19 protein-coding genes and 1 pseudogene are annotated in these 20,413 nt (G+C 72.6%); 10 read left to right on the top strand and 10 right to left on the bottom strand.

Annotation, left to right across the window (positions count from 1 at the left end; genetic code table 11):
* Positions 1-19 precede the first annotated feature (19 nt).
* Together ACFYS8_RS00710 and ACFYS8_RS00705 are read left to right on the top strand one after the other, a co-directional pair.
* On the top strand, positions 20-952 hold the full coding sequence (locus ACFYS8_RS00710; protein ID WP_387633874.1) for an alpha/beta hydrolase: 933 nt from the start codon (positions 20-22) through the stop codon (positions 950-952).
* Positions 952-2,274: a PLP-dependent aminotransferase family protein gene (locus ACFYS8_RS00705; protein ID WP_387633872.1), complete on the top strand. Its 1,323-nt coding sequence runs from the start codon at positions 952-954 to the stop codon at positions 2,272-2,274. The genes ACFYS8_RS00710 and ACFYS8_RS00705 overlap by 1 nt, the downstream gene beginning before the upstream one ends.
* A gap of 421 nt (positions 2,275-2,695) precedes the next feature.
* On the opposite strand, the gene ACFYS8_RS00700 is transcribed toward ACFYS8_RS00705, so the two are convergent.
* The 4 genes from ACFYS8_RS00700 to ACFYS8_RS00685 all read right to left on the bottom strand — a co-directional run bounded on the left by ACFYS8_RS00700 (position 2,696) and on the right by ACFYS8_RS00685 (position 6,028).
* Positions 2,696-3,460: an ABC transporter permease gene (locus ACFYS8_RS00700; protein ID WP_387633870.1), complete on the bottom strand. Its 765-nt coding sequence runs from the start codon at positions 3,458-3,460 to the stop codon at positions 2,696-2,698.
* A 24-nt stretch (positions 3,461-3,484) separates the two neighbouring features.
* Entirely contained in the window at positions 3,485-4,438 is a 954-nt protein-coding gene (locus tag ACFYS8_RS00695; RefSeq protein ID WP_387633868.1) for an ATP-binding cassette domain-containing protein, read from the bottom strand.
* An 88-nt stretch (positions 4,439-4,526) separates the two neighbouring features.
* Positions 4,527-5,714, bottom strand: a complete 1,188-nt coding sequence (locus ACFYS8_RS00690; RefSeq protein ID WP_387633866.1) for a glycosyltransferase — start codon at positions 5,712-5,714, stop codon at positions 4,527-4,529.
* Positions 5,711-6,028: a hypothetical protein gene (locus ACFYS8_RS00685; RefSeq protein WP_387633864.1), complete on the bottom strand. Its 318-nt coding sequence runs from the start codon at positions 6,026-6,028 to the stop codon at positions 5,711-5,713. The genes ACFYS8_RS00690 and ACFYS8_RS00685 overlap by 4 nt, the downstream gene beginning before the upstream one ends.
* 99 nt (positions 6,029-6,127) lie before the next feature.
* On the opposite strand from ACFYS8_RS00685, the gene ACFYS8_RS00680 reads away from it, so the two are divergent.
* Genes ACFYS8_RS00680 through ACFYS8_RS00665 form a run of 4 tightly spaced genes read left to right on the top strand, consistent with a single transcriptional unit; the run spans position 6,128 to position 8,937 of the window.
* Positions 6,128-7,060, top strand: a complete 933-nt coding sequence (locus ACFYS8_RS00680) for a 3-oxoacyl-[acyl-carrier-protein] synthase III C-terminal domain-containing protein (protein ID WP_387633862.1) — start codon at positions 6,128-6,130, stop codon at positions 7,058-7,060.
* A 42-nt stretch (positions 7,061-7,102) separates the two neighbouring features.
* Complete coding sequence (locus ACFYS8_RS00675; protein ID WP_387633860.1) at positions 7,103-7,402, top strand: acyl carrier protein; 300 nt, start codon at positions 7,103-7,105, stop codon at positions 7,400-7,402.
* A 3-nt stretch (positions 7,403-7,405) separates the two neighbouring features.
* A complete protein-coding gene (locus ACFYS8_RS00670) occupies positions 7,406-8,218 on the top strand; it encodes a hypothetical protein (RefSeq protein WP_387633858.1) in 813 nt (270 codons plus the stop codon).
* Positions 8,215-8,937 carry a 4'-phosphopantetheinyl transferase family protein gene (locus ACFYS8_RS00665; RefSeq protein WP_387633856.1) on the top strand — a complete coding sequence of 241 codons (723 nt, stop codon included), beginning with the start codon at positions 8,215-8,217 and terminating at the stop codon, positions 8,935-8,937. Before ACFYS8_RS00670 ends, ACFYS8_RS00665 begins: the two co-directional genes overlap by 4 nt.
* 59 nt (positions 8,938-8,996) lie before the next feature.
* Here ACFYS8_RS00665 and ACFYS8_RS00660 read toward each other — a convergent pair whose 3' ends face one another.
* The 3 genes from ACFYS8_RS00660 to ACFYS8_RS00650 all read right to left on the bottom strand — a co-directional run bounded on the left by ACFYS8_RS00660 (position 8,997) and on the right by ACFYS8_RS00650 (position 14,343).
* The gene (locus ACFYS8_RS00660; protein WP_387633854.1) at positions 8,997-9,494 is read right to left on the bottom strand and encodes a GNAT family N-acetyltransferase; all 498 of its coding nucleotides are present in this window, start codon (positions 9,492-9,494) and stop codon (positions 8,997-8,999) included.
* A complete protein-coding gene (locus tag ACFYS8_RS00655; protein ID WP_387633852.1) occupies positions 9,491-10,795 on the bottom strand; it encodes a DUF6271 family protein in 1,305 nt (434 codons plus the stop codon). Before ACFYS8_RS00655 ends, ACFYS8_RS00660 begins: the two co-directional genes overlap by 4 nt.
* A 560-nt stretch (positions 10,796-11,355) precedes the next feature.
* A complete protein-coding gene (locus ACFYS8_RS00650) occupies positions 11,356-14,343 on the bottom strand; it encodes a BTAD domain-containing putative transcriptional regulator (protein ID WP_387633850.1) in 2,988 nt (995 codons plus the stop codon).
* A 432-nt stretch (positions 14,344-14,775) separates the two neighbouring features.
* Here ACFYS8_RS00650 and ACFYS8_RS00645 point away from each other — a divergent pair, with 432 nt between their 5' ends.
* Positions 14,776-15,486: a LuxR C-terminal-related transcriptional regulator gene (locus tag ACFYS8_RS00645; protein WP_387633848.1), complete on the top strand. Its 711-nt coding sequence runs from the start codon at positions 14,776-14,778 to the stop codon at positions 15,484-15,486.
* A 69-nt stretch (positions 15,487-15,555) separates the two neighbouring features.
* Here ACFYS8_RS00645 and ACFYS8_RS00640 read toward each other — a convergent pair.
* The 3 genes and pseudogenes from ACFYS8_RS00640 to ACFYS8_RS00630 all read right to left on the bottom strand — a co-directional run.
* Positions 15,556-16,050 (bottom strand): annotated as a pseudogene (locus ACFYS8_RS00640) (5'-3' exonuclease H3TH domain-containing protein); the annotation flags it as partial.
* 204 nt (positions 16,051-16,254) lie between these two features.
* Complete coding sequence (locus ACFYS8_RS00635) at positions 16,255-16,782, bottom strand: GNAT family N-acetyltransferase (protein WP_387633846.1); 528 nt, start codon at positions 16,780-16,782, stop codon at positions 16,255-16,257.
* Positions 16,779-18,041 (bottom strand): helix-turn-helix domain-containing protein, encoded by a 1,263-nt coding sequence (locus ACFYS8_RS00630; protein ID WP_387633844.1) that lies wholly within the window; start codon positions 18,039-18,041, stop codon positions 16,779-16,781. Before ACFYS8_RS00630 ends, ACFYS8_RS00635 begins: the two co-directional genes overlap by 4 nt.
* Positions 18,042-18,295: 254 nt before the next feature.
* Between ACFYS8_RS00630 and ACFYS8_RS00625 the strand changes: the two genes are divergently transcribed.
* The 3 genes from ACFYS8_RS00625 (at position 18,296) to amcA (ending at position 20,353) form a co-directional block, all read left to right on the top strand.
* Positions 18,296-18,748: an ATP-binding protein gene (locus ACFYS8_RS00625; protein WP_387633842.1), complete on the top strand. Its 453-nt coding sequence runs from the start codon at positions 18,296-18,298 to the stop codon at positions 18,746-18,748.
* 301 nt (positions 18,749-19,049) lie between these two features.
* Positions 19,050-20,192 carry a cyclophane-forming radical SAM peptide maturase AmcB gene (gene amcB / locus ACFYS8_RS00620; RefSeq protein ID WP_387633840.1) on the top strand — a complete coding sequence of 381 codons (1,143 nt, stop codon included), beginning with the start codon at positions 19,050-19,052 and terminating at the stop codon, positions 20,190-20,192.
* Positions 20,189-20,353: a multiple cyclophane-containing RiPP AmcA gene (gene amcA, locus ACFYS8_RS00615; RefSeq protein ID WP_387633838.1), complete on the top strand. Its 165-nt coding sequence runs from the start codon at positions 20,189-20,191 to the stop codon at positions 20,351-20,353. Before amcB ends, amcA begins: the two co-directional genes overlap by 4 nt.
* Positions 20,354-20,413 lie beyond the last annotated feature (60 nt).

The raw sequence follows: 20,413 nt of genomic DNA, 5'->3' as shown, positions 1-20,413 counted from the left end.
CGACCCTCAGGAACGTCCCTTGCCACTGCACCCCCAGGCCGAGGCCATGCGCGCGCAGCGCGCCGCCGCCGGTACGCCACCGCTGTACACCCGTACTCTCGCCGAGGCTCGCGCCGCGGATCTCGCCGACATCCGGGCCGCCGCCGGGAATCCGGAACCGGTCGGCTCGGTCGAGGAGTTGACCGTCGACGGCCCCGGCGGCCCGCTGCCGCTACGGGTCTATCGCCCCGAAGTCGACGCTCAACTTCCCGTCCTGCTCTACCTGTTCGGCGGCGGCTGGACCCTCGGCTCGCCGGACACCAGTGACGCGATCTGCCGCCGCCTCACCAACGCCGTCGGCTGCGTCACCGTCTCGGTCGGCTACCGGCTCGCCCCCGAGCACCCCTTCCCGGCCGCCGTGCACGACGTGATCGCCGCCGCCGAGTGGATCGCCGCGCACGCCGCCGAACTGGGCGCCGACGCCGAGCGGATCGCGGTCGCCGGCGACAGCGCCGGCGGCAACCTGGCCGCCGCGCTCACGCTGGCCGCCCGTGAGCGCGGCGGCCCGGCGATCAGGCACCAGCTGCTGGTCTACCCCAACACCGACCACGCCGCGGACACCCCGTCCGCCCGCGAGCACGACGACCCGCTGCTGTTCAACCGCCGCTCGGTCGCCTGGTACTGGGGCCATTACCTCGCCGACCCGGCCGACGGCGCGAACCCGCTGGCCTCCCCGCTGCGCGCCCCCTCGCTGGCCGGCCTGCCGCCCGCGACCGTGATCACCGCCGAGTACGACCCGCTGCGCGACGAGGGCGAGGCGTACGCCGAGGCCCTGCGCGCCGCCGGCGTCCCCGTCGAACTGCGCCGCTACGAAGGCATGCCGCACGGCTTCTTCGCGATGGCCGGCGTCCTGGACGACGGCAGTGACGCCCAGCACTACGCCGCCGACCGACTCCGCGAGGCCCTCCGATGATGACAACCACCACGCTCCCGCTGGGCGAGCTGCACGCCAGCCTCGCCGACCCGCTGCTGGACGCGATGACCTTCCTCAACGAGGTCACCGAGCGCTACCCGGACGCGCTCTCCTTCGCCCCCGGCCGCCCGCACGAGGGCTTCTTCGAGCCCGAGGACGTCCACACCTATTTGGCCATCTACCTCGCCCACCTCGCCGAACGCGGTCTGAGCGGCAGCGCCGTGCGCACCGCGTTGTTCCAGTACGGGCCGACCAAGGGCATCATCGCTGACCTGGTCGCCCGCACCCTCGCCAACGACGAGGGGCTGCACGTCGCCCCCGAGTCGCTGGTGCTGACGGTCGGCGCCCAGGAGGGCATGCTGCTGGTGCTGCGCGCGCTCTGCGCCACGCCGGACGACGTCCTGCTGGTCAGCTCGCCCTGCTACGTCGGCGTCACCGGCGCCGCCCGGCTGCTCGACCTGACGACCGTCCCCGTCCCGGAGGGCCCCGACGGCGGCCCCGACCCGCAGGCCGTGCGCGAGGCGGCCCGCGCCGTCCGCGCCTCCGGCCGCCGCCCGCGCGCGCTCTACGCCGTCCCGGACTTCGCCAACCCGTCCGGCACCAGCATGCCGGTCGCGGCGCGGGCCGGGCTGCTGGAGACAGCGGCCGAGGAAGGGCTGCTGGTGATCGAGGACAACCCGTACGGCTTCTTCACCCGCGAGCCCGGTGCGCCCGGCGAGCGCCCCACCCTGAAGGCGCTGGACCGGCGCCGCCAAGTGATCTACCTCGGCTCCTTCGCCAAGACCTGCTTCCCCGGCGCCCGGCTCGGCTACGTCGTCGCCGACCAGCGGGTACTCGCCCCGGACGGCCGGACGACCCTGCTCGCCGACGAGTTGGCCAAGCTGAAGAGCATGACGACGGTCAACACCCCGGCGCTCAGCCAGGCCGTCATCGGCGGCATGCTGCTCCACCACGACTGCCGACTGCGCGAAGCCAACGCCCCCGCCCGCACCCACTACGCAGCCAACCTGGCAGCCCTGCTACGGGAGTTGGAGCGACACTTCCCGCCGGCCGAACGGGCCCGGCTCGGCGTCTCCTGGAACGAACCGGAGGGCGGCTTCTTCGCCGTGCTCCAGGTGCCGTTCACCGCCGACGAAGCAGCAATGGAACGCTGCGCCCGCGAACACGGCGTGCTCTGGACGCCGATGGCCCCGTTCTACCCGGCGGGCGGCGGCGAGCGCCGACTGCGGCTGTCGATCAGCGCCCTGAGCGAGCGTCAGACAGCGGAAGGAGTGGCTCGGTTGGCCGACTTCATCCGGGCCGCGACGGCCGCCGCGAGCTGAACACGCCGAACCCTGCAGAACGACTGTGCTGGAGTCGGCTCAGGAGCGGTTCACGAAGTCCCGTCCGATCCGTGTGATCGGGCGGGACTTCCGTGGTACGGCACCGGTCAGCCCGATCGGGTGTCCACCTGTTCTAGTGCTGACGCTCGTTCGTCCAGTTCCTCAACACCGGGTACGTCACGCAGCCGGTACAGGCGGGCCCGCATGTCGTGGATGGCGTCCTGCACCTTGATGGAGCGGATGCCGTCCGCGGGGTCGAGAAATCGCTCCAGGCGGTGAGGGCGCCATCCACGTCGTCCTGGCGGAGGCGGACGGTGCCGAGGTCGGCCAGGACGATGGCGCGACTCTGAGAACCAGGGAAACGATCACCCGCCGGAAAGAGGGGAGGGGCCGCGGCCCTTCCCCTTTCGTGCGTTCGCGGCTACCGGATCCGGGCCGAGAACAGCCTGGCCGAGTAGAACACCGCCGCGGTGGTCAGCACCGCGACGATCAGTAGCCCCTGCCAGACCACGCTGTCGCCGGGGTGCCCGGAGAACAGCGCCCGCATGCCCTCCACCGCCCAGTAGAAGGGGTTCCACTCCGCGACCCGTTGCAGCCACATCGGCGCCAGGGCCAGCGGCAGCAGTACGCCGGAGAGCAGGCCGATCGGCTGGGCGATGGTGTTCACCACCGGCGCCATCGCGGCGTCGTTGGGCAGAGCCAGCGCGATGCCGTACGAGATGGCGGAGGTCATCAGGGCCAGCAGGGCGAGCAGGACGTAGGCCAGCAGCAGGCTCAGCGGGTCGACCCGCAGGCCGAACGGCAGCGCGACCAGCGTGATGATGACGGCCTGGACGAGCAGTCCGACCATTTCGCGCAGCGCCCGGCCCAGCAGCAGGGCGAGCCGGCTGACGGGGGTCACCCGGGAGCGTTCGATGATGCCGGCCTTCAGTTCGCCGAGCAGGCTGAAGCCGGTGTAGAGGCCGCCGAAGATGCAGAGCACCGCCAACAGGCCGGGGACGTAGATCTGGTAGGCCTCGGCGTAGCTGGTGGCGCCCATGGGCGCGAGGACCTTCTTGAGCAGCGGGGCGAACAGCAGCAGGTAGAAGACCGGCTGGGTGATGCCGATCACGATCCAGATCGGTGTGCGCCACATCAGCAGTGCTTGCCGCTGGAAGACCAGCCAGGTGTCACGGGCGAGCTTCACGAAAGGGACCCCAGGGATTTCTCGTCAGGACTGTTCGATGGAGCGGCCGGTGCGGGCCAGGAAGACGTCGTCCAGGCTCGGCCGCTGGAGCTGCACCGTCCCGGGGACGATGCCCGCCCCGTTCAGGACGCTCAGCAGCTGCGGGATCGCGGCCGCGCCGTCGTCCAGGTAGAGCCGCAGGCCGTCCTCGCCCGGTTCCAGCCGGTGCAGGGAGGGCTGCTCGCGCAGGGCGTCGGCCGCGGGCTCGGCGTCCCCGGTGGCGAGGCCGAGCAGGACGACGTCGCCGGAGATCTCGCGCTTGAGCGCCTCGGGCGTGCCCTCGACGACGATCTGGCCGTGGTCGACGATGGCGACCCGGTCGCAGAGCGCGTCGGCCTCGTCCAGGTAGTGGGTGGTCACCACCACGGTCATGCCCTCGGTGCGCAGCCGCTTGATCTCGGCCCACACCTGGCCGCGGCTGGCCGGGTCGAGGCCGACCGTCGGCTCGTCCAGGAACAGCACCTTCGGGGAGTGGATCACGCCGAGGGCGATGTCCACCCGGCGGCGCTGGCCGCCGGAGTAGGTGCTGCAGTGGCGGTCGGCGAACTCGGTGAGGTCGAAGGCCTTCAGGGCGTCCTCGGCCTGCCGCAGCGCGTCGGCCTTGCGGCTGCCGTACATCCGGGCCTGCATCACCAGTTCCTCGCGGCCGGTGACCGCGTCGGCGGTGCCGCCGCCCTGGGCGACGTAGCCGATCCGGTGGCGGACCCCGGCCGGGTCGGCCAGCAGGTCGGCGCCGGCGATCAGGGCTTCGCCGCCGTCCGGGCGGATGAGCGTGGCGAGCATGCGCAGCGTGGTGGTCTTCCCGGCGCCGTTCGGGCCGAGGAAGCCGAAGATCTCGCCCGCCCGGACATCCAGATCGATGCCGCGGACGGCGTCGACGACGGTGCGGCCGTGCTTGCCGGACGGGTAGGACTTGCGAAGTCCCTTGGTCTTGATCAACCAGAACTCCCGGGATGGGACGGTGTGTGGGGGCTCGCGCCCGCCAACCCCCGTGCAAATGGCGGGAGTTGGCGGGCGTGAGGCGGTATCAGGGGGCGACCAGCGCTTCCATCCGGTCGGCGGCGGTCAACGCCCCACCGCCGGACAGCAGTTGACGACCGATCGACTCGGCGGCCGTTCGGTGGGAGGGCTCGTCGAGCACCCGCCGCAGCCGCTCGGCGATCACCGGCGGACTGACCCGGGCGAACGGGACCCGGAGGCCGGCCCCGGCCTCCACGACCCGCTGCGCCACGAACGGCTGGTCGTTGCGGATCGGCGCCGCCAGCACGGGGACACCGTGCGCCAGCGACTCGACCACGGTGTTCATCCCACCATGGCAGAGCACCGCGTCCAACCCGCCCCTGGACAGCAGCTCCAGGATCGGTGCCCGATCGACCACCACGACGGAGTCCGGAAGGGCAGCCGGCAGTGCCCCCCGGGGCGAGGCGATCACCGCCCGGACGTCCCCGAGGTGCGCCAGCGCCTCGACGGTGCGGTGCAGGAAGTCCGCGCCGACCGCGTCCGACATCGTCCCCATGGTGACCAGCACGGTGCGCCGGCCGGGCTCCAGCCGCGCCCACTTCAGTCGCGCCCACTCCAGCCGCTCCCACGGGAACGCCGGATCCGCCGGACGAGCGGTCAGCACCGGTCCCACCAGGGCGAGTTGAGGCAGCGCTGGCAGCTCGCGGCCGAGCAGCGCCCGGCCGGTGGTGGCCAGCAGCAGGTGCGGCGAGAAGCGTGGGTCCGTGAACTCGTCGGCGGGCAGCTGGGCCCGCTCCCACAGCCCCGCCAGCAGGCCCGCCGTCCAGGCCTCGACCTGCGGCAGGTGCCGGTACGGGCGGCCCAGCTCCATCGCCCCCGGCGCCAGCGTCGCCCACGGCAGCCCATGCCGGTGCGCGACCAGCGCGCCCGCCGGGGTGTGCTGGTCCACCAGCAGCGCGTCCGGCCGGAACTCCCGCACCACCGCGTCCAACGGCTTCAGGGTGAACCTGGCGTACGGGACGACGAAGCCCTCCCACAGCGAACGCAGCGAGGCCAGGCCGTGGCCCCCCATCGCCCGGAACATCCGGTTGCCGGTGCCGAAGATCCGGGCGTCCGGGCCGAGCAGCGGCCGCAGCATCGTCTCGGTGCCAGTCCAGGCCACCTCGTGGCCGCGCGCGGCGAGCTCGTCCGCGATCCCGGCCGCCGGATTGACGTGCCCGGCCAGCGGGGGCACCACCAGCAGGAAGCGGCTCATCGGCGCACCAGCTCCGCCAGGTCGCCGACGGTCAGGGCGCTCAGGCCGTCCAGGCCGAGGCCGGCCCGCAGCGCGCCCAGGTCGGCGCCGAAACGCTCCCGCAGCAGCGCGTCCAGGGCGGCGAACTCGCTCTCGTCCAGGGCGAGATCACCGTCGAGTCGGTCCCCGGGGGCGAGCGACTCTGCCCATTCGGGCAGAGCGTCGGCGGCCTCGGCCAGCGCGGCCAGCAGCGCCGGATCCAAGCCGCCGGGCGGCCCGGAGGCCAGGCCGGAAACGGTTTCTGGGTATACGGAGGAATGCTGGGGATCAGTCATCGGAAGGCTCCACCGGCTCGACGGCAACGGGGGTGAGGGAGGGGGCTCCAGGGCGGTGATCGCTTGTGCGACCCGCAGAGCGTGGGAATACTAACCGGCGTGACCGCACTGGAGGCAGTGGCCGTCCACCTCCCCCCACGACTCGAATCGATCGAGGACGTGGGCGCCCGGATCGGCCTTACCCCACGTCAACTCCGACTCTTCCGCCGCTTCCACGGCCTGGACCAGGTACGCCTGGACCCGGACGGGACGCTGCTCGACCTGCTGGACGCCGCCGTCCGGGCACTGCCCGAACTGCGCGGCAACGAACACCGCGTCCGGTACCTGCTGCACGCCCGCAACACACCGGTCGCCGTGCCCTACCCGCTCAACCCCCTGCACCAGCTCCAGGAACGCTTCGGCCTCACCCACGCCGACGCGTTCACCGTCACCCAACAGGCCTGCGCCGCCTCGCTGCTGGCCGTCGACCTGGCCGGGCGACTGCTGGCCGACGACGGCGACCCGACAGCGCTGGCCCTGGTGGTGGCGGGGGAGAAGACCTTCACCCGGGACGCCCAACTCGTCCCCGACACCACGATCTTCGCCGAGTCGTCGACGGCCTGCCTGGTCAGCCCCGACGGCGACCGCAACCGGGTGCTCTCCTACGCGGTCCGCCAGCGCCCCGAGTTCTACGGCCGACCCGCCGAGGATCCGGAGCTGCTGGTCCGCTACCAGCGGGAGTACCAGCCCACCATGATCGAGACCGTGCAGGCCGCGCTCGACCAGGCAGGCCTCGACCTCTCCGACATCGCGCTGCTGCTCCCGCACAACGTCAACCAGGCCTCCTGGCGGATGATCTGCCGCCAACTCGGCTACCCCGTCGAGCAGGTGGTCCTGGAGAACGTACTCACGGTCGGACACAGCTTCGCCGCCGACGCCTTCATCAACCTCCGCACCGCCACCACCGGCGGAGCGCTCCGGCCCGGCGACCACTACCTGATCGCCGCCGCCGGCATCGGCGCCACCTTCGCGGCCATGGTGCTGCGGCACTGACGCATCCTTGTTCCTCGCCACCCACCACCGGACGGTCCACCCATGTCAGAATCCACCCTGCCCACCACCGAGCCGGTCGACCCCGAGGTGCGCGGCCGCATCCGGCGCGGCATCGAGGACGTCCTGCCGCGCGTCCTGGGCGTCGAGCTCGCCGACATCCCCGCGAACGCCTGCTTCTTCGACGACTACGGCCTCACCTCCTCCGGCATCGTCGAACTGGTCCTGGACATCGAGGAGACGCTCGCCATCCAGGTCGACGTCGAGCACCTCGCCATCGACGACATCCGCACCATCGACAGCCTCACCGACTACGTCGTCGGGCACTACGCCGACGAGGACTGACCGATGCCCGCCGAGACCCGCGGCCTGCGCGTGACCAGGGCGGTCGCCGCCGGATTCGACGGCCACTCGGCCGCCGCGCTCCACCCCGACCTGCGGACCTTCACCGCCGACCTGGTCCGCCCGTACGGCCTGCCGCTGTGCGAGGACCTGCTGACCGGAGGCGCCGGGCACGACTACGGCGCGATGGCCGCCGGCCTGTTCGAACAGGCCCTGCCCGGGGGCGAACCAGCCGACCTGCTGATCCTCGCCTTCTCCTCCCCGGACGTCCGGCCCGCCGCACCCGCCTCGCTCCAACTCAGCCGCCACTGCCCCGGGCAGCCGACCGCCTTCGCCGTCTGCGACCAGGGCAGCGCCACCGCCTTCACCGCCCTGCGGATCGCCGCCGCCCACCACCGCACCGGCGGCTGCCGGCGGGCCGTGATCGTGCTCGCCGAACAGAGCGCCCTGCACTACGAGCCCGCCGAGCCCGTCGAGCTGCCCGCCGAGCACCGCGCCGTCGTCCTGGTCTGCGAGGAGGCCCCGGGCGAGGGCCTGCGGGTACGTCAGCAGGCCGAGCCGGACGGCGCCCGGGCGCTGCGCTCCGTCCTCGACGAACACCGCCAACTCGGGCCCGGCGCAAGGCTGTTGCTTGCCGCAGAGCTGGCCTCGCACGGCAGCCCCGAAACCGCCGGGGCGGCGAGCCCCGGACAGCCGTTCACCGGCGTCTGGAGCCTGCTCGCCGACCGCCTCGCCGAGCGCCTCCCCGGGCACGGCCCGCTGCTGGTCGCCGACCACGACCGGCGCCTCGGCCGGCTCAGCACCCTGACCCTGCCGTGAGCACCGCCACCGACGCCACGGACGCCACCGACGTCATCGACGCCACCGACGTCATCGACGTCTGGAGCATCCCCACCGACCAGCCCCCGGCCGTCGTCCGCCAGTTGTACGGCCTGCTCGACGCCGAGGAGCGGCAGCGGGCCGACCGGGCCCACGACCCGCGGCAGGGCGAACGCTTCACCGTGGTCCGGGGTGCCGTCCGGCTGCTGGTCGCCGAACGGCTCGCCGTCGCGCCCGCCGACCTGACGTGGCGTCGCGGCCCGCACGGCAAGCCCAGCCCCGCGGGCGGCGGCGGGATCGACGTCAACTGGTCCGCCTCGGGCGCCCTCGCGCTGCTCGCCATCGCGGACGGGCGCCAGGTCGGCGCGGACGTCGAGCAGCTCCGCCCGCCCGGCGTCGGCACCCGGATCGCCCGCCGCCACTTCCCGCCCGCCGACGCGGCACTCGTCCTCGACGCGCCCACCCCGGCCGACGGCGCCGAGCGCTTCACCCGGCTCTGGTGCCGCCGCGAGGCCTGCGTCAAGGTGTACGGCGGCCGGCTCGCCCAGGGACTCGGCCTCCCGCTGGCCGGGCCCTCCCCGCTGCGCCTGCCCGACCCGGGCCCGCTCGGCCCCGGCCCGCTCCGGCTTGCCGACGTCCCCGTCCCGGGCCCGTTCCGCGCGGCGGTCGCTGCCGACGAGGACCGCCCCTTCACCGTCCGCCGGCACCACTGGGCCTGACCGACAGCGGCAAGGGCCCGACCGGCAGTCAAGCCGGTCGGGCCCAGTACGCACCGCCGTCAGCCCAGGGACTTCGACATGTAGACCGCGCGCCGCCCGTAGGACGCGGGCACGGCCACCTCCCGGTGCGCGCGGTAGCCGTAGAAGCGCAGCAGGATGTCGGAGCCGCGCACCGCGACCATCGAGATCTGCGCGAAGCCCGCCGCGGCGGCCCGCGCGTGCGCGTGCTCCATCAGGTCCGCGGCGAGCTCCCGGCCGCGCAACTCCTCGGCCAGCACCAGGTCGTGCACGTGCAGGTTGTCCGACTCGAACGCCCCGGCCTCGGCCACGGCGAGGTCCGGGCACCGCAGCGGCGGGTACGGCAGGCTCAGCAGGTAACCGCGGACGGTGCCGTGCCGCTCCATCACGTAGCAGGTCTCCGGCGAGCAGCGGGCCCGGGACTGCAGCGCCTCCCGGCCCTCGGAGAGGCCGTCGGCCGCGTAGGCGTCGTGCTCCAGCGCGACCACGGCGTCCCAGTCCCCGTCGGCCAGCTGCCGGATCAGGAACTCCTCGTTCACCCGGCGAGCCCCCGCTCGCGGGCGGCGGCCACCATCGGGGCCCAGGCCTCGATCAGCACGGCCCAGCGCTCGGCGTCCTCCCGGGCCTCGTCCAGCAGCTGCTGCCGCTGCCCGGCCACCACGTCCGCCAGCTCGGCGTACTTGCCGCCCAGCTTGCGGTACAGGCGGTCCACCTCGTCCAGGCACTGCTCGTTGACGTCCCGGTCCAGGTCGAAGGTGCTGCGCACCAGGCCGAGGATCGGCTCGACCTTCAACTCGTGCCGCTCGTCCAGCAGTCCGGTGCCGAGGTCGATCATCTGGCCGTAGACCGGGTACAGGTACAGCATCGAGAGCAGCATCTTCACGAAGCGCAGCTGGTACGAGAGGAACCCGGCGCCGATCCGGCGTTCGGGCGTGTAGTAGTTGACGATGTGCCGCTTGTGGATGACGGCGGGCAGCTTGGAGTGCACCAGGGCGTGCAGCAGCGCGTAGTCGCTGCCGATGGTGCGCAGCGAGGGGACCAGCGGCAGCACCTCGTAACCCCGGTGGTCCAGGGCGACGTTGCACATGTAGACGTCCCAGATGTCCGGCACGCCGAGCACCGAGTCGGCGGCGTCGAACGAGTCGTACTCGGCGCCCTTGAAGGAGATGTCCACCATGGCGTCCTGCTCCTCCCGCGTCCACACCCGCGGCGTCCACAGTCGCACCAGGTCCCGGTAGACCTCCGGGTCCAGCTCGTTGATCTCGCCGATGTCCACGTTGAGTTCGCCCATGAAGGCGGCGCTGACCAGCATCACCGGCTTGTCCGCGTCCGCCGGGTCGAGCTCGGAGCGGGCCACCCCGGCCAGCGCCTCCCCGGCCGGCTTGCCGATCGACAGCAGCTCGTGGTGGATCGGGAACATCTTCTTCCCGTCGACGACCTGGTAGTCGAAGTCGTCGTTGCGCAGGTGCGCCGAGGTGCAGCCCAGGGCGGCGGCGCCCAGGAAGATCCGGTTGACGCAGGAGCCGTACGCGACGTCCGACGGCAGCATCAGGTCGAGCAGCAGCCCGGGGTCGGCGCCGCCGGAGCGCTCCGCCACGTCGCGGAAGAACTCGCGCTGCGCCTCGTTGCCGAGGTGGTGGACGAACACGCCGGGGACGGGGGCCAGCGCGGCCACGGCGTCCGCGTTCTTCGCGAACTCGGCGTCCTCGGTGGTGTCGAGGACCAGGAGGTGGACCTCGGCCCCGAACGTCTCGACGGCGTAGGCCGCCTCCTCGACGAGGTCCACGATGGTGCCGGGGCAGGCTCGCATGGTGGGCAGGGCGAGGCAGACTCGTTGCATGGTGTGGGGATCTCCGTCTGATCGTCAGATTCGTTGCGGCGCCTGGCAGTCGAGCGAGGAGAAGGTGCCCCGACCGGCCGGCCGTACCGTCCTGGACGGGCTCGCCGGCGGGGGCGGAGGGCTGTGGCGGCAACGTGGATGGCCTGGTTTCACCACAGTGGACTGGACCAATGCGGGGTGTCAACGCACCGCCCCCGGCCCGTCCCCGCCGCCCGCCGACACTGCCCGATGGGGCAGCCGGCCCTGCCCCGGGGCGAAATGCTTCCAGTGAGCCGCGGAGCCCTCCGGGTGAACGGAGAACGCACGCGCGGAATCCGGCCGGGAATCGTCTACGGCAGGCACGACCCGACTTCCGTACCCGAAGTCCGGTGCACCGGAGCCCGGCCCGACCGATTGATCTCCGGAACGCCTATTCGCCGCCCGGGCGCCCGCTTCGAAATTGATTCGTGATGATCGTTGCGCACCCTGCGCCGAATATCTCGGGAAGATAACGGATTTGCGATGAAGATGCTCCCGAGTCGGCGAAGGCCCTCGAATTCGGGCCGCCCCGGAAGGCCCGGCTACGCCGGACAGGCCTGGCCGCGGTCGCGCTCCCCGAGGTCGAACAGCGCCCGCCCCATGGCGGCCGCGGCGTCCGCCCGCCGGTGCTCCAGTCCGACCTTCCGGGCGATCGCCAGCGCCTGCTCGGCCGCCTCCAGCGCCTGGGCCGGCAGCCCGGCGGCCCGGCAGGACTCGGCCAGGCCCACCAGTACGCCCGGCATCCGGTCCCGGGCACCGAGCGCGAGCAGCGCCCCCAGGCACTCCCGGTAGTCCGCGCACGCCGCCTCGTACCGCCCCATCCCGTGCAGCGCCGTCGCCCGCGCGTACAGCATGTGCACCTGGCCGACGAAGTCGCCCAGCTCCCGGAAGGTCGCCAGGCTGCGCTCGGCCCGGCGCCGCGCCGACTCCGGCCGGCCCACGGCGAGGTCGGCCAGCGCCGCCATCCCCTCGACGAAGGCGTGCGAGGACGGGTTGCCCAGCTCGGCGCTGAGCGCGATCGCCTCGTCGCACCAGGCCGTCACCTCCTCGTCCGTGCAGTGCGGGAGGCCGGTCAGCGCCTGCACGACCAGCGCGCCGGGCAGCAGCGCCGCCTGCCCCGTCCGCCGGGCCAGCGCGACCACCCGGCCCGCCTCGGACCGGGCCTGCCAGGTGCGCTGGAACTCCCGCTGTGCCCACATCAGCGTGTACCGGGCCCGGGCCTCGCTCTCCGGCAGGCCTGCGGCGTGGGCGGCCTCGGCGACCCGTCCGGCCAGGTCGCACAGCTCCGGCACGGCCATGCCCAGGTCGATCAGCTGGATCAGCACCAGCGTCAGGTCCGCGACCACCGCCAGCGGGCCGTCCGGATCCCGGGTGGCCTGCTCGGCCACCGCCAGCACGGCGGCGATCTCCTGCCTGGCCCAGCGCAGCCCCTCCGCGGGCCCGTCGAAGGCCGGCTCGGCGAACTCCGGCTGGGCGAACTCCGACTGGGCGACCTCCGGCTCGGCGAACTCCGACTGGGCGACCTCCGGCTGAGCGAACTCCGGCTGGGCGACCTCCGCCGCCACCAGGTCCGCGAACGGGTAGCCGGGCCGGACCACCCGGTACAGGCCCGCCACCGTCGCCAGGTAGTGCCGCAGCAGCCGCTCGACGGCGGCCCGCCCGGCGGCGTCCCCGTCCACCTCCCGGACCAGCTCGCGGGCGAACAGCCGCAGCAGGTCGTGGTACTGGTAGCGGCCCGCGAACGGGCAGGACAGCAGGCCCAGGTCGGTCAGCGCCTCGGCCAGCCGTTCGGCCGCCGGCTCCGGCAGCTCCAGCAGCACCGCGGCCGCCGCCGAGGACACGCCTGGGCCGTCCGCCAGCGAGAGCAGCCGGAACGCGCGGGCGGTCTCCGGGTCGAGCTGGTCGTAGCTGAGCCGGAACGACGCGGCGACGGCCAGCTCCCCGGTCTCCAGCTCGGCCAGCCGCCGCCGCTCCGAGGCCAGCCGGTCCGCCATGTGCGACAGCTGCCAGGTCGGGCGGGCCGCCAGCCGGGACGCCGCCGTCCGCACCGCCAGCGGCAGGAACCCGCAGGCCTCCGCCACCCGCCGGGCCGCCGCCGGCTCGGCCGCCACCCGCGACACCCCGGCGATCGCGGTGAGCAGCCGCACCGACTCCTCCGAGGTCAGCGGTTCCAGGGCGACCTGACGGGTCATCGGAATCCCCGACAGCCAGGCCCGACTGGTCACCAGCACCGCGCAAGAGCGGCTGCCGGGCAGCAGCGGCCCGATCTGCCGGCTGTCGCGGGCGTCGTCCAGCACGATCAGCACCCGCAGACCCGCCACCCGAGACCGGAACAGGCCGGCCCGCTCCGCCGTCCCCTGCGGGATCGCCGCGTCGGCCACGCCCAGCGCACCGAGGAAACCGGCCAGCACCTCGCCCGGATCGGCGGGGAACGCCCCCGCCCCCTGCAGGTTCACGTACAGCTGGCCGTCCGGGTACTGCCCGCCCACCGCGTGCGCGACGTGCACCGCCAGCGCCGACTTGCCGACCCCGCCCAGGCCCGACACCCCCACCACCGGCACGGCCGGACCGCCCGGCGCGAGGTCCGCGCACAGCGCCGCGCAGAGCTCGTCCCGGCCGGTCCAGTCGGAGATGTCGGCGGGCAGCTGGGCCGGCGCGACCTGCACGGATGCGACAGGCCCGCCGCCCGGCCCGCCCGCCGGCGCGGGCACCGCGGCCGGCGCGGCCAGCAGCGGATCGCCCGACAGGACGCCCAGGTGCAGCTCGCGCAGCCGCGGCCCCGGCTCGACCCCCAGCTGCTCCAGCAGCGTGCGGCGGGCGTCCGCGTACACGCCCAGCGCCTCGGCCTGCCGCCCGCTGCGGTACAGCGCCAGCATCAGCAGCTCGCGCATCGGCTCCAGCAGCGGGTACTGGCTGACCCACACGGTCAGTTCACCGATCACGTCCGCGTGCCGCCCGGCCTCCAACTCGGTCTCCAGCCAAGCCTGGACGGCGTTCAGCCGGCGCTCGACCAGCCGGGCCCGGTGGGCCTGGGCGAACGGCCCCGGCAGCCCGGCCAGCGGCTCGCCGTGCCACAGCCCGCACGCCTCCCGCAGCAGCCCGAGCGCCCCGGCGACGTCCCCCAGCGCACGGGCCCGGCCCGCCGCCGCGACCCGGTCCTCGAACACCTCGGCGTCCACGCACTCCGCCGGGAGCCGCAGCACGTAGCCGCTGCCCGAGGACACCAGCACCGCCGGGCGCACCCGGTCCAGCTCCAGCACCCGCCGAAGCCGCGACACGTACGTCCGCACGATGGCGGCGGCCCGGGCCGGCGGCTCCTCCCACAGCGCGTCGAGCAGCTCGTCGACCGACACGATCCGGCGGGCCCGCAGCGCCAGCGCGGTGAGCAGCGCCCGCTGCTGCGGCGGACCGAGCTCCAACTCGCGCTCCCCGCACCAGGCCTGCACCGGCCCGAGCAGACACAGGCGCAGCCCCGCCCCACCGTCCGGCTCCGGGGCCGACGTGCCGTGGGGCTCTCCGATTTCCGTCATTGTCAGAAGGTAGCGGTTCGGACCGGCCGACTGCCGCGCCGGGGCGGACGCAATTCCACCGCCACGGACGGAACCCGGTCGGCCACGCGCCCGCGCGCATTCGATTCCGCCATGCCCGCTCGCGGAAACGGCCGTGCCGCGGATCGCGCCCGCCCGGCGGGTCCGGAAAAACTTTTCCCGCCGAACGGGAACCGATGACGCGGATGCGGATCCGTCAATCTTTTATTGACCGGCGGCGGATAGCTTGCACTCGGTGCACATGTCCGCCGGCCCTCCGGCGGACACGGGAGCTCCCGCGGACCAGCCGGGCCGCAGGAGGAGGAGAGACGGCGTCTCGTGCGGACGACGCCAGCCGACCGGTTCTGACGGTGCGCCACCGCTCGTGGGGGGCGGTGGGCGCACCGCCAAGCGCAACGAAAGGAATCCAGCGCTGTGCTGCAGTACGCCGACGACGTCCGCGCGACGACCACCCGAACGATCCCGACGCAGACCGCCAGAACGATCCCGGCACAGACCGCCCGCCCGATCCCGGTCGCCGTCCACGCCCTGGACCCGCTCTCCCGGGCCGGAGTGGTCAGCTACCTCCGGCAGTGCCCGGAGATATCGCTCGTCGAGGAGGACCACCAGCCGGCCGGCACCGCCGTCGCCCTGCTGGTCGCCGACACCTTCGACGAGGCCGCCCTGGCCGGCCTGTCCCGGCTGGTCAAGGCCGAACGGACGCACGTGGTGCTGATCCTGGACCGGATCCAGGAGCCCGAACTGCTCAACGTCGTCTCCCTCGGCGTCACCACCATCCTGTGGCGCCGCGAGATCACCGGCGAACGCCTGCGCCAAGCCGTCCGCACCGCCGTCCGCGGCCACGGCGACCTGCCCCCCGACCTGCTCGGCAAACTGCTCGGCTGCATGGGCCGCCGACGCACCGGCGACGGCCCCGACAACAGCCCCGCCGACCACGGCATGCAGCCCCGCGAGGTCGACGTCCTACGCCTGGTCGCCGACGGCATGGACACCGGGGAGATCGCCGTCAAGCTCCTCTACTCGGAGCGGACGATCAAGAACATCATCCACACCGTCACCACCCGCTTCCAACTCCGCAACCGCGCCCACGCGGTGGCCTACGCCCTGCGCGAGGGCTACATCTAGGCCGTCCCGCGTCACGGAAGGGCGCCCACAACCGCCCGGCGGATGTGGGCGCCTGACGGCACGTCGGTTCTAGCGGGCGGCCAGCGTCTCCAGCACTCGGGTCAGCGAAGTGCCCAGGCCCCAGCGGTCGGCGAGCGACTCGAGCGCCATCGGGTCCCGCGGCTCGCGGGGCAACTGCGGGTCGAACGGCGGGAGTTGGATGTCGGTGGCGACCCGGACCACGGTCGGCGCGACGTCCAGGTACGGGGCCGCCTCGAGGAGGTTCTTGCGGCGGGCCGGTGTCAGCTTCGAGGCCGGGTCGGCGGCCGCCGCGCGGACGGCCGTCAGGTCGCCGTAAGTCTGGATCAGCTGGGTGGCGGTCTTCTCGCCGATTCCCTTCACACCCGGCAGGCCGTCGCTCGCGTCGCCGCGCAGCGCCGCCAGGTCGGCGTAGGACGAACCCGGGACGCCGTACTTCTCCACCAGCGCCGCGTCGTCCATGCGCTGCGCCGCGCCGATGCCCTTCGCGGGGTACAGCACCGTCACCGCGCGGGCGTCGTCGACCAGTTGGAACAGGTCCCGGTCGCGGGAGGCAGAAGTTTCCCAACCCGCGAAACCGGGTCTTACCTGCGAGGATTCGGGCATGCTCAGAGCCGTTGTCGGTGCACGCGTCAGCGTGGTCAAGGGGTCCGAGAAGGTCTCGCACCTGGTGCAGAAGGAAGCCGGCCATGGCTACGTAGCTGGCTCGCGCCCGATCACGCTGGACATTGCAGCGCTCCTGCGCTGGAGTCAGCGTGGGCGGACCATGGCGGTGAGCCGGGGCGAGTCAGGCGAGGGCTGCTGGCTGTTGATGGCCTGGTATCCCCAGGACTCGTACAGGGCCTGGACCTTGCCGTCCCCGGCGAGTGGATTGACCATCAGGGTGACGCGGTCCTCGGCGCGGTGGGCGAGGAGTTCGTCGTGGATGCGGCGGGCGGTACCGGTACCGCGCCAGGGGGTGCGGACGCCGATCTCCTTGATGATCAGCACGGGGGTGTCGGTGAAGCCGTCGGGCAGCGGTTCGGTCATGCGCTTCCAGTACCGGTCGTCGGCGTCGGCGGTGTTGCCGTAGGCGTAGCCGACCGGGACGTCGCCGTCGTAGCCGAGGACGAGTTCGAAGCCGGGCTCGGCGGCGTGCCGGTCGAGGCGCTCGGCGAATGTCTGAACGCGGTAGTTGGCCAGGTGCAGCAAGGGTGCCCGCACGTCGGAGTAGACGTCCAGCAGGTCCTGGCGGGCCTGTGCGATGAGGTCGGTGTGGTGGCGGAGCTCGATCGTCACGCGGTGGTCCTCCTGGCGTTGTATGCGTACTCGGCCCAAGAGCGGGCCAGGTTGCTGCCATCGGCCAGGTCGCTCAGCTTGGCGCCGAAGGCGTTCAGCATGCCGGTGACGCGGGGGTGGGCGGAGACCTCCGCCGGGACCGACATGGCGGTGACGACAGCGGGTTCGAGGTCGCCCTGGCCGAGCTGGGCGTGGGCGAGGCGGACGGTGGTGATCGCGTGCGAGCGCTGCATGGCGCCCCGGCGAAGCGCCATACTGCGGTGCGCGTGAGCTTCCGCTTCCTCCCAACTGCCGGCTGAGAGGTAGGCGGCGAGGGCCAGGGAGTCGAGTTCGGCCTGGTAGTAGAAGGCTGTTATCCACAGTGGGCGGGAAGCGCCGGAGTCGGCTCGGTCAAGGGCCTCCTGCGCGTGCCCCAGGGAGCGTCGCACCGCATTGGTGTCTCCGGTCAGGCCGTGGATGGCCGCGTGGCGGGCGTGTCCGAGGGAGGCGAACAACGGGTCGCGCCGGGAGATGGGCAGGCTGCGTGCCACGTCGTTGGCCGCGAGCGCGTCGCCGGGTCGGCCGAGATGGCGGTAGAGGCTGCCGGCGTGGGACCAGATGCGGAACTGGATGGACGAGTCACCGGACATGGCTGCCAGGGAGGCGGCCTTCTGATGGTGTTGGAGAGCGGCGTCGAAGCGGCGGCCGTCGATGGCGGCCCACATCGCGCTCGACATGAAGGAGGCCGCGCTGGCGTACAGCTGAGCTCTGATCCGCTGGGTAGCGGTGCCGCGCTCCTGGAGGGCGAGGGCTTCGTCGGCCAGTTGGCCGGCCCGGGTTTCGATGCTGAGGCGACCGCCGTGGCGGTGGTCGCTGGCGACGACCTCGGCGAAGCGGGCCTGCAACTGTTGGACGTCGCCGATCCCGATCCGACGTGGTCCGGCCGCGGCGCCCGTGAGTGCGGCCACGGCGGTGCCTCCGGCGGCTGCTACGAAGTCGCGTCGCCTCACGTCTTCCTCCGATGTGCTGCTTCGGGCCCGTCCTGTGGGGACGAAGCCCAGTTCCTCGGGCGGGCAGTCGAATACTGCCGTGAGCGCAAGGCGGATCTTCGCAGGCGGCCAACGGGTCTGACCAGTCAGCCAGTTGTGGACCGTGCGCTCTGACACCGTGCCGAGCTTCCCGGTGAGGATCTCGACCTCGGCGTTCACTTCGCGGGCTAACTCTGCCTTCGTCATGCGGCGTTCGGCCATCCGGAGGCGGAGTGCGACGTTGGCCACCATGCGATCAACGTAGTTGCGGTGTGACGTGGTGTGACGTGGTGTGCAGGGGGTCGGGTAATGAGGCGGTCAAGTTTTCCGGTCGCACCCGGACCAGAGGCACTCGTACTTTGCCTCACCGGCCCGTAGCTGACGGTCGTTCACTGGTTACGCGAGGTCGTCCTCCTCTCGGGGACGGCATCCGGTGTCAGGCCCGTCCTGTGTTCCGAGCCTGGCACCGGCCAACCCTCAACCACACTCCAACCAGGAGTTTCGCCATGGCCCTCACTGCTGGCATGCCTTCGGGAGCCGAGCCAACGGCTGCCGTGACCGCAGCCACCAGCGGTACCGAGTCGGTCGGCGTGGACCTGCCTTATCGGGCCGAGTCCGTGTCTGCCGCTCGTCGGCTGGTGCGCGGGCAGCTTGCGGTCTGGGGCCTGGAGCACCTGGTCGAGGACGCCCAGGTGATCGTCTCGGAGCTGGCGACCAACGCGGCCAAGACCGGATGTCGGCTGCGGATGCGGGTCGAGATCGAACGGCTCACCGAGAAGGCGGTCCAGATCCGTGTCACCGACGGCTGCCGCATCCTGCCGGTCATGGTCAAGGCCGACGGGCAGGACGAGGGCGGTCGGGGTATCGCGCTGGTCCACCACCTCACCGGCGGCCGTTGGGGCGCTGACCAACTGCCGAACGGCAAGACCGTTCACGCCGAACTTGGGGCCGTGGCATGAGCGCCCAGCACCGCAACCCCGACCGTGACCTTGCTCGGCGACGCCCTGAAGGCCCCGGTGGTGTCCGGCCACCTCGTCGTGCTCGGTCTGCTCGGCTACCTGGTCGAGCACCAGCCGCCTCAGTACCAGCCGCTTACCGCCGCCAGCGCGCCGGACGCCGACCCGGCCACCTCGTCGTGCTCGGTCTGCTCGGCTACCTGGTCGAGCACCAGCCGCCTCAGTACCAGCCGCTCACCGCGGCCAGCGCGCCGGATGCCGACCCGGCCACCGAATCCCTCTGACCGAGCGAGGAGCCAGCACGATGCAGACCCTGGCCCGATACCGGCGCCGCATCGCCCGCCGCCCGAACACGGTGGTCGTGCAGCCCGACGGCTTCTGCAACCTCAACTGCACCTACTGCTACCTGCCCGACCGAGGCCGGCGCACACCGATGCCGGTGGCGGTCGCTGAGGCGGTGGCCCGCTCGATTGCCGAGTTCGCCGACACCACGACCTCCTCGCCCATCGAGATCCTGTGGCACGCGGGCGAGCCGCTGGCCGTGGGGCGGCAGCGGTTGGCCGAGCTGCTGGCCCCGTTCGAGCCGCTGCGGCAGGCCGGCTTGGTCGAGCACTCGGTGCAGACCAACGCGGTGCTGATCAACCCGGCCTGGTGCGACTTCCTGACCGCATACGGGTTCCGGATCGGGGTGAGTATCGACGGCCCGGCCGCCCTCAACCGCCAGCGCGTCGACTGGGCCGGACGTCCGGCCTTCGACCGGATCATGAAGGGCATCGGGTGCCTTCGGGAGCACGGGGTCCGGTTCTCCGCGATCGCAGTCGTCAGCGCGGAGAGCATTCTCGACCCAGAAGGGTTGCTGGACTTCATGGCGGGCCTGGGATGCCACAGCTTCGGGCTGAACATGGAGGAGACCGAGGGCGTCAACACCAGCCGGACGGTGCCCACCGTCGAACAGGCCCGCAAGTTCTGGCGCCGCGCCATCGCCTGGTCGAGGCGGCACCGCGAGCTGACCGTCCGCGAGGTCGACCGGCTCGGCAGCTACCTGCGGTCCGCCCGTGCAACGGGTCTGGCCGCGTGGGACGACGCGCTGATCGACCCGATCCCAACCGTCTCCGCTGCCGGGGACGTGGTCCTGCTCTCGCCCGAGCTCGCCGGCATCAGAGACCCGGCATACAACGACTTCCGGGTCGGCAACGTCCTGGAGCTGACCATCGGCTCCATGCTGGACCGCGCGCACCACCTGCGGTACGTGCGCGAGTTCCTGACCGGCCTGGACGAGTGCGAGGCTCGGTGCGAGTTCTTCGGCTTCTGTCGGGGAGCCCAGGCCGGCAATCGCTACTTCGAGAACGGGCGCCTGGACACCACCGAAACCAACTACTGCCGCGTGTCCAGGCAGGCCCTCGTCACCGCACTGTCCGATACCGTCCGAGAGGAGCAAGCAGCATGACCATCCTCGAACTGCTGGCCGTCACTGATTCCCCCGTGGTTGCCGACCTGACGTCCAGTCACCCGATCGCGGTCGCCAAGTTCGACAACCGACCGACCTGGGACAACGTCGGCTCGTCGTTCGACAACCGGCCGACCTGGGACAACAAGACCAGCAAGTAGCACCACCTGAGCACCCGGGCCCGCACCGCGCGGTGCGGGCCCGGCCCGACAGAGCGGAGC

The sequence above is a fragment of the Kitasatospora sp. NPDC004615 genome (assembly GCF_042873545.1).
Classification (GTDB): Bacteria; Actinomycetota; Actinomycetes; order Streptomycetales; family Streptomycetaceae; genus Kitasatospora.
Note: the sequence above shows the minus strand (reverse complement) of the source record. Positions and strands in the feature narration are given on the sequence as shown.

Coding starts and splice junctions, on each gene's coding strand:
- ACFYS8_RS00625 (WP_387633842.1), top strand. CDS start 18,296: ATGGCCCTCACTGCTGGCATGCCTTCGGGAGCCGAGCCAACGGCTGCC.
- ACFYS8_RS00690 (WP_387633866.1), bottom strand. CDS start 5,714: ATGAGCCGCTTCCTGCTGGTGGTGCCCCCGCTGGCCGGGCACGTCAAT.
- ACFYS8_RS00670 (WP_387633858.1), top strand. CDS start 7,406: ATGCCCGCCGAGACCCGCGGCCTGCGCGTGACCAGGGCGGTCGCCGCC.
- ACFYS8_RS00685 (WP_387633864.1), bottom strand. CDS start 6,028: ATGACTGATCCCCAGCATTCCTCCGTATACCCAGAAACCGTTTCCGGC.
- ACFYS8_RS00655 (WP_387633852.1), bottom strand. CDS start 10,795: ATGCAACGAGTCTGCCTCGCCCTGCCCACCATGCGAGCCTGCCCCGGC.
- ACFYS8_RS00705 (WP_387633872.1), top strand. CDS start 952: ATGACAACCACCACGCTCCCGCTGGGCGAGCTGCACGCCAGCCTCGCC.
- ACFYS8_RS00650 (WP_387633850.1), bottom strand. CDS start 14,343: ATGACGGAAATCGGAGAGCCCCACGGCACGTCGGCCCCGGAGCCGGAC.
- ACFYS8_RS00630 (WP_387633844.1), bottom strand. CDS start 18,041: ATGGTGGCCAACGTCGCACTCCGCCTCCGGATGGCCGAACGCCGCATG.
- amcB (WP_387633840.1), top strand. CDS start 19,050: ATGCAGACCCTGGCCCGATACCGGCGCCGCATCGCCCGCCGCCCGAAC.
- amcA (WP_387633838.1), top strand. CDS start 20,189: ATGACCATCCTCGAACTGCTGGCCGTCACTGATTCCCCCGTGGTTGCC.
- ACFYS8_RS00675 (WP_387633860.1), top strand. CDS start 7,103: ATGTCAGAATCCACCCTGCCCACCACCGAGCCGGTCGACCCCGAGGTG.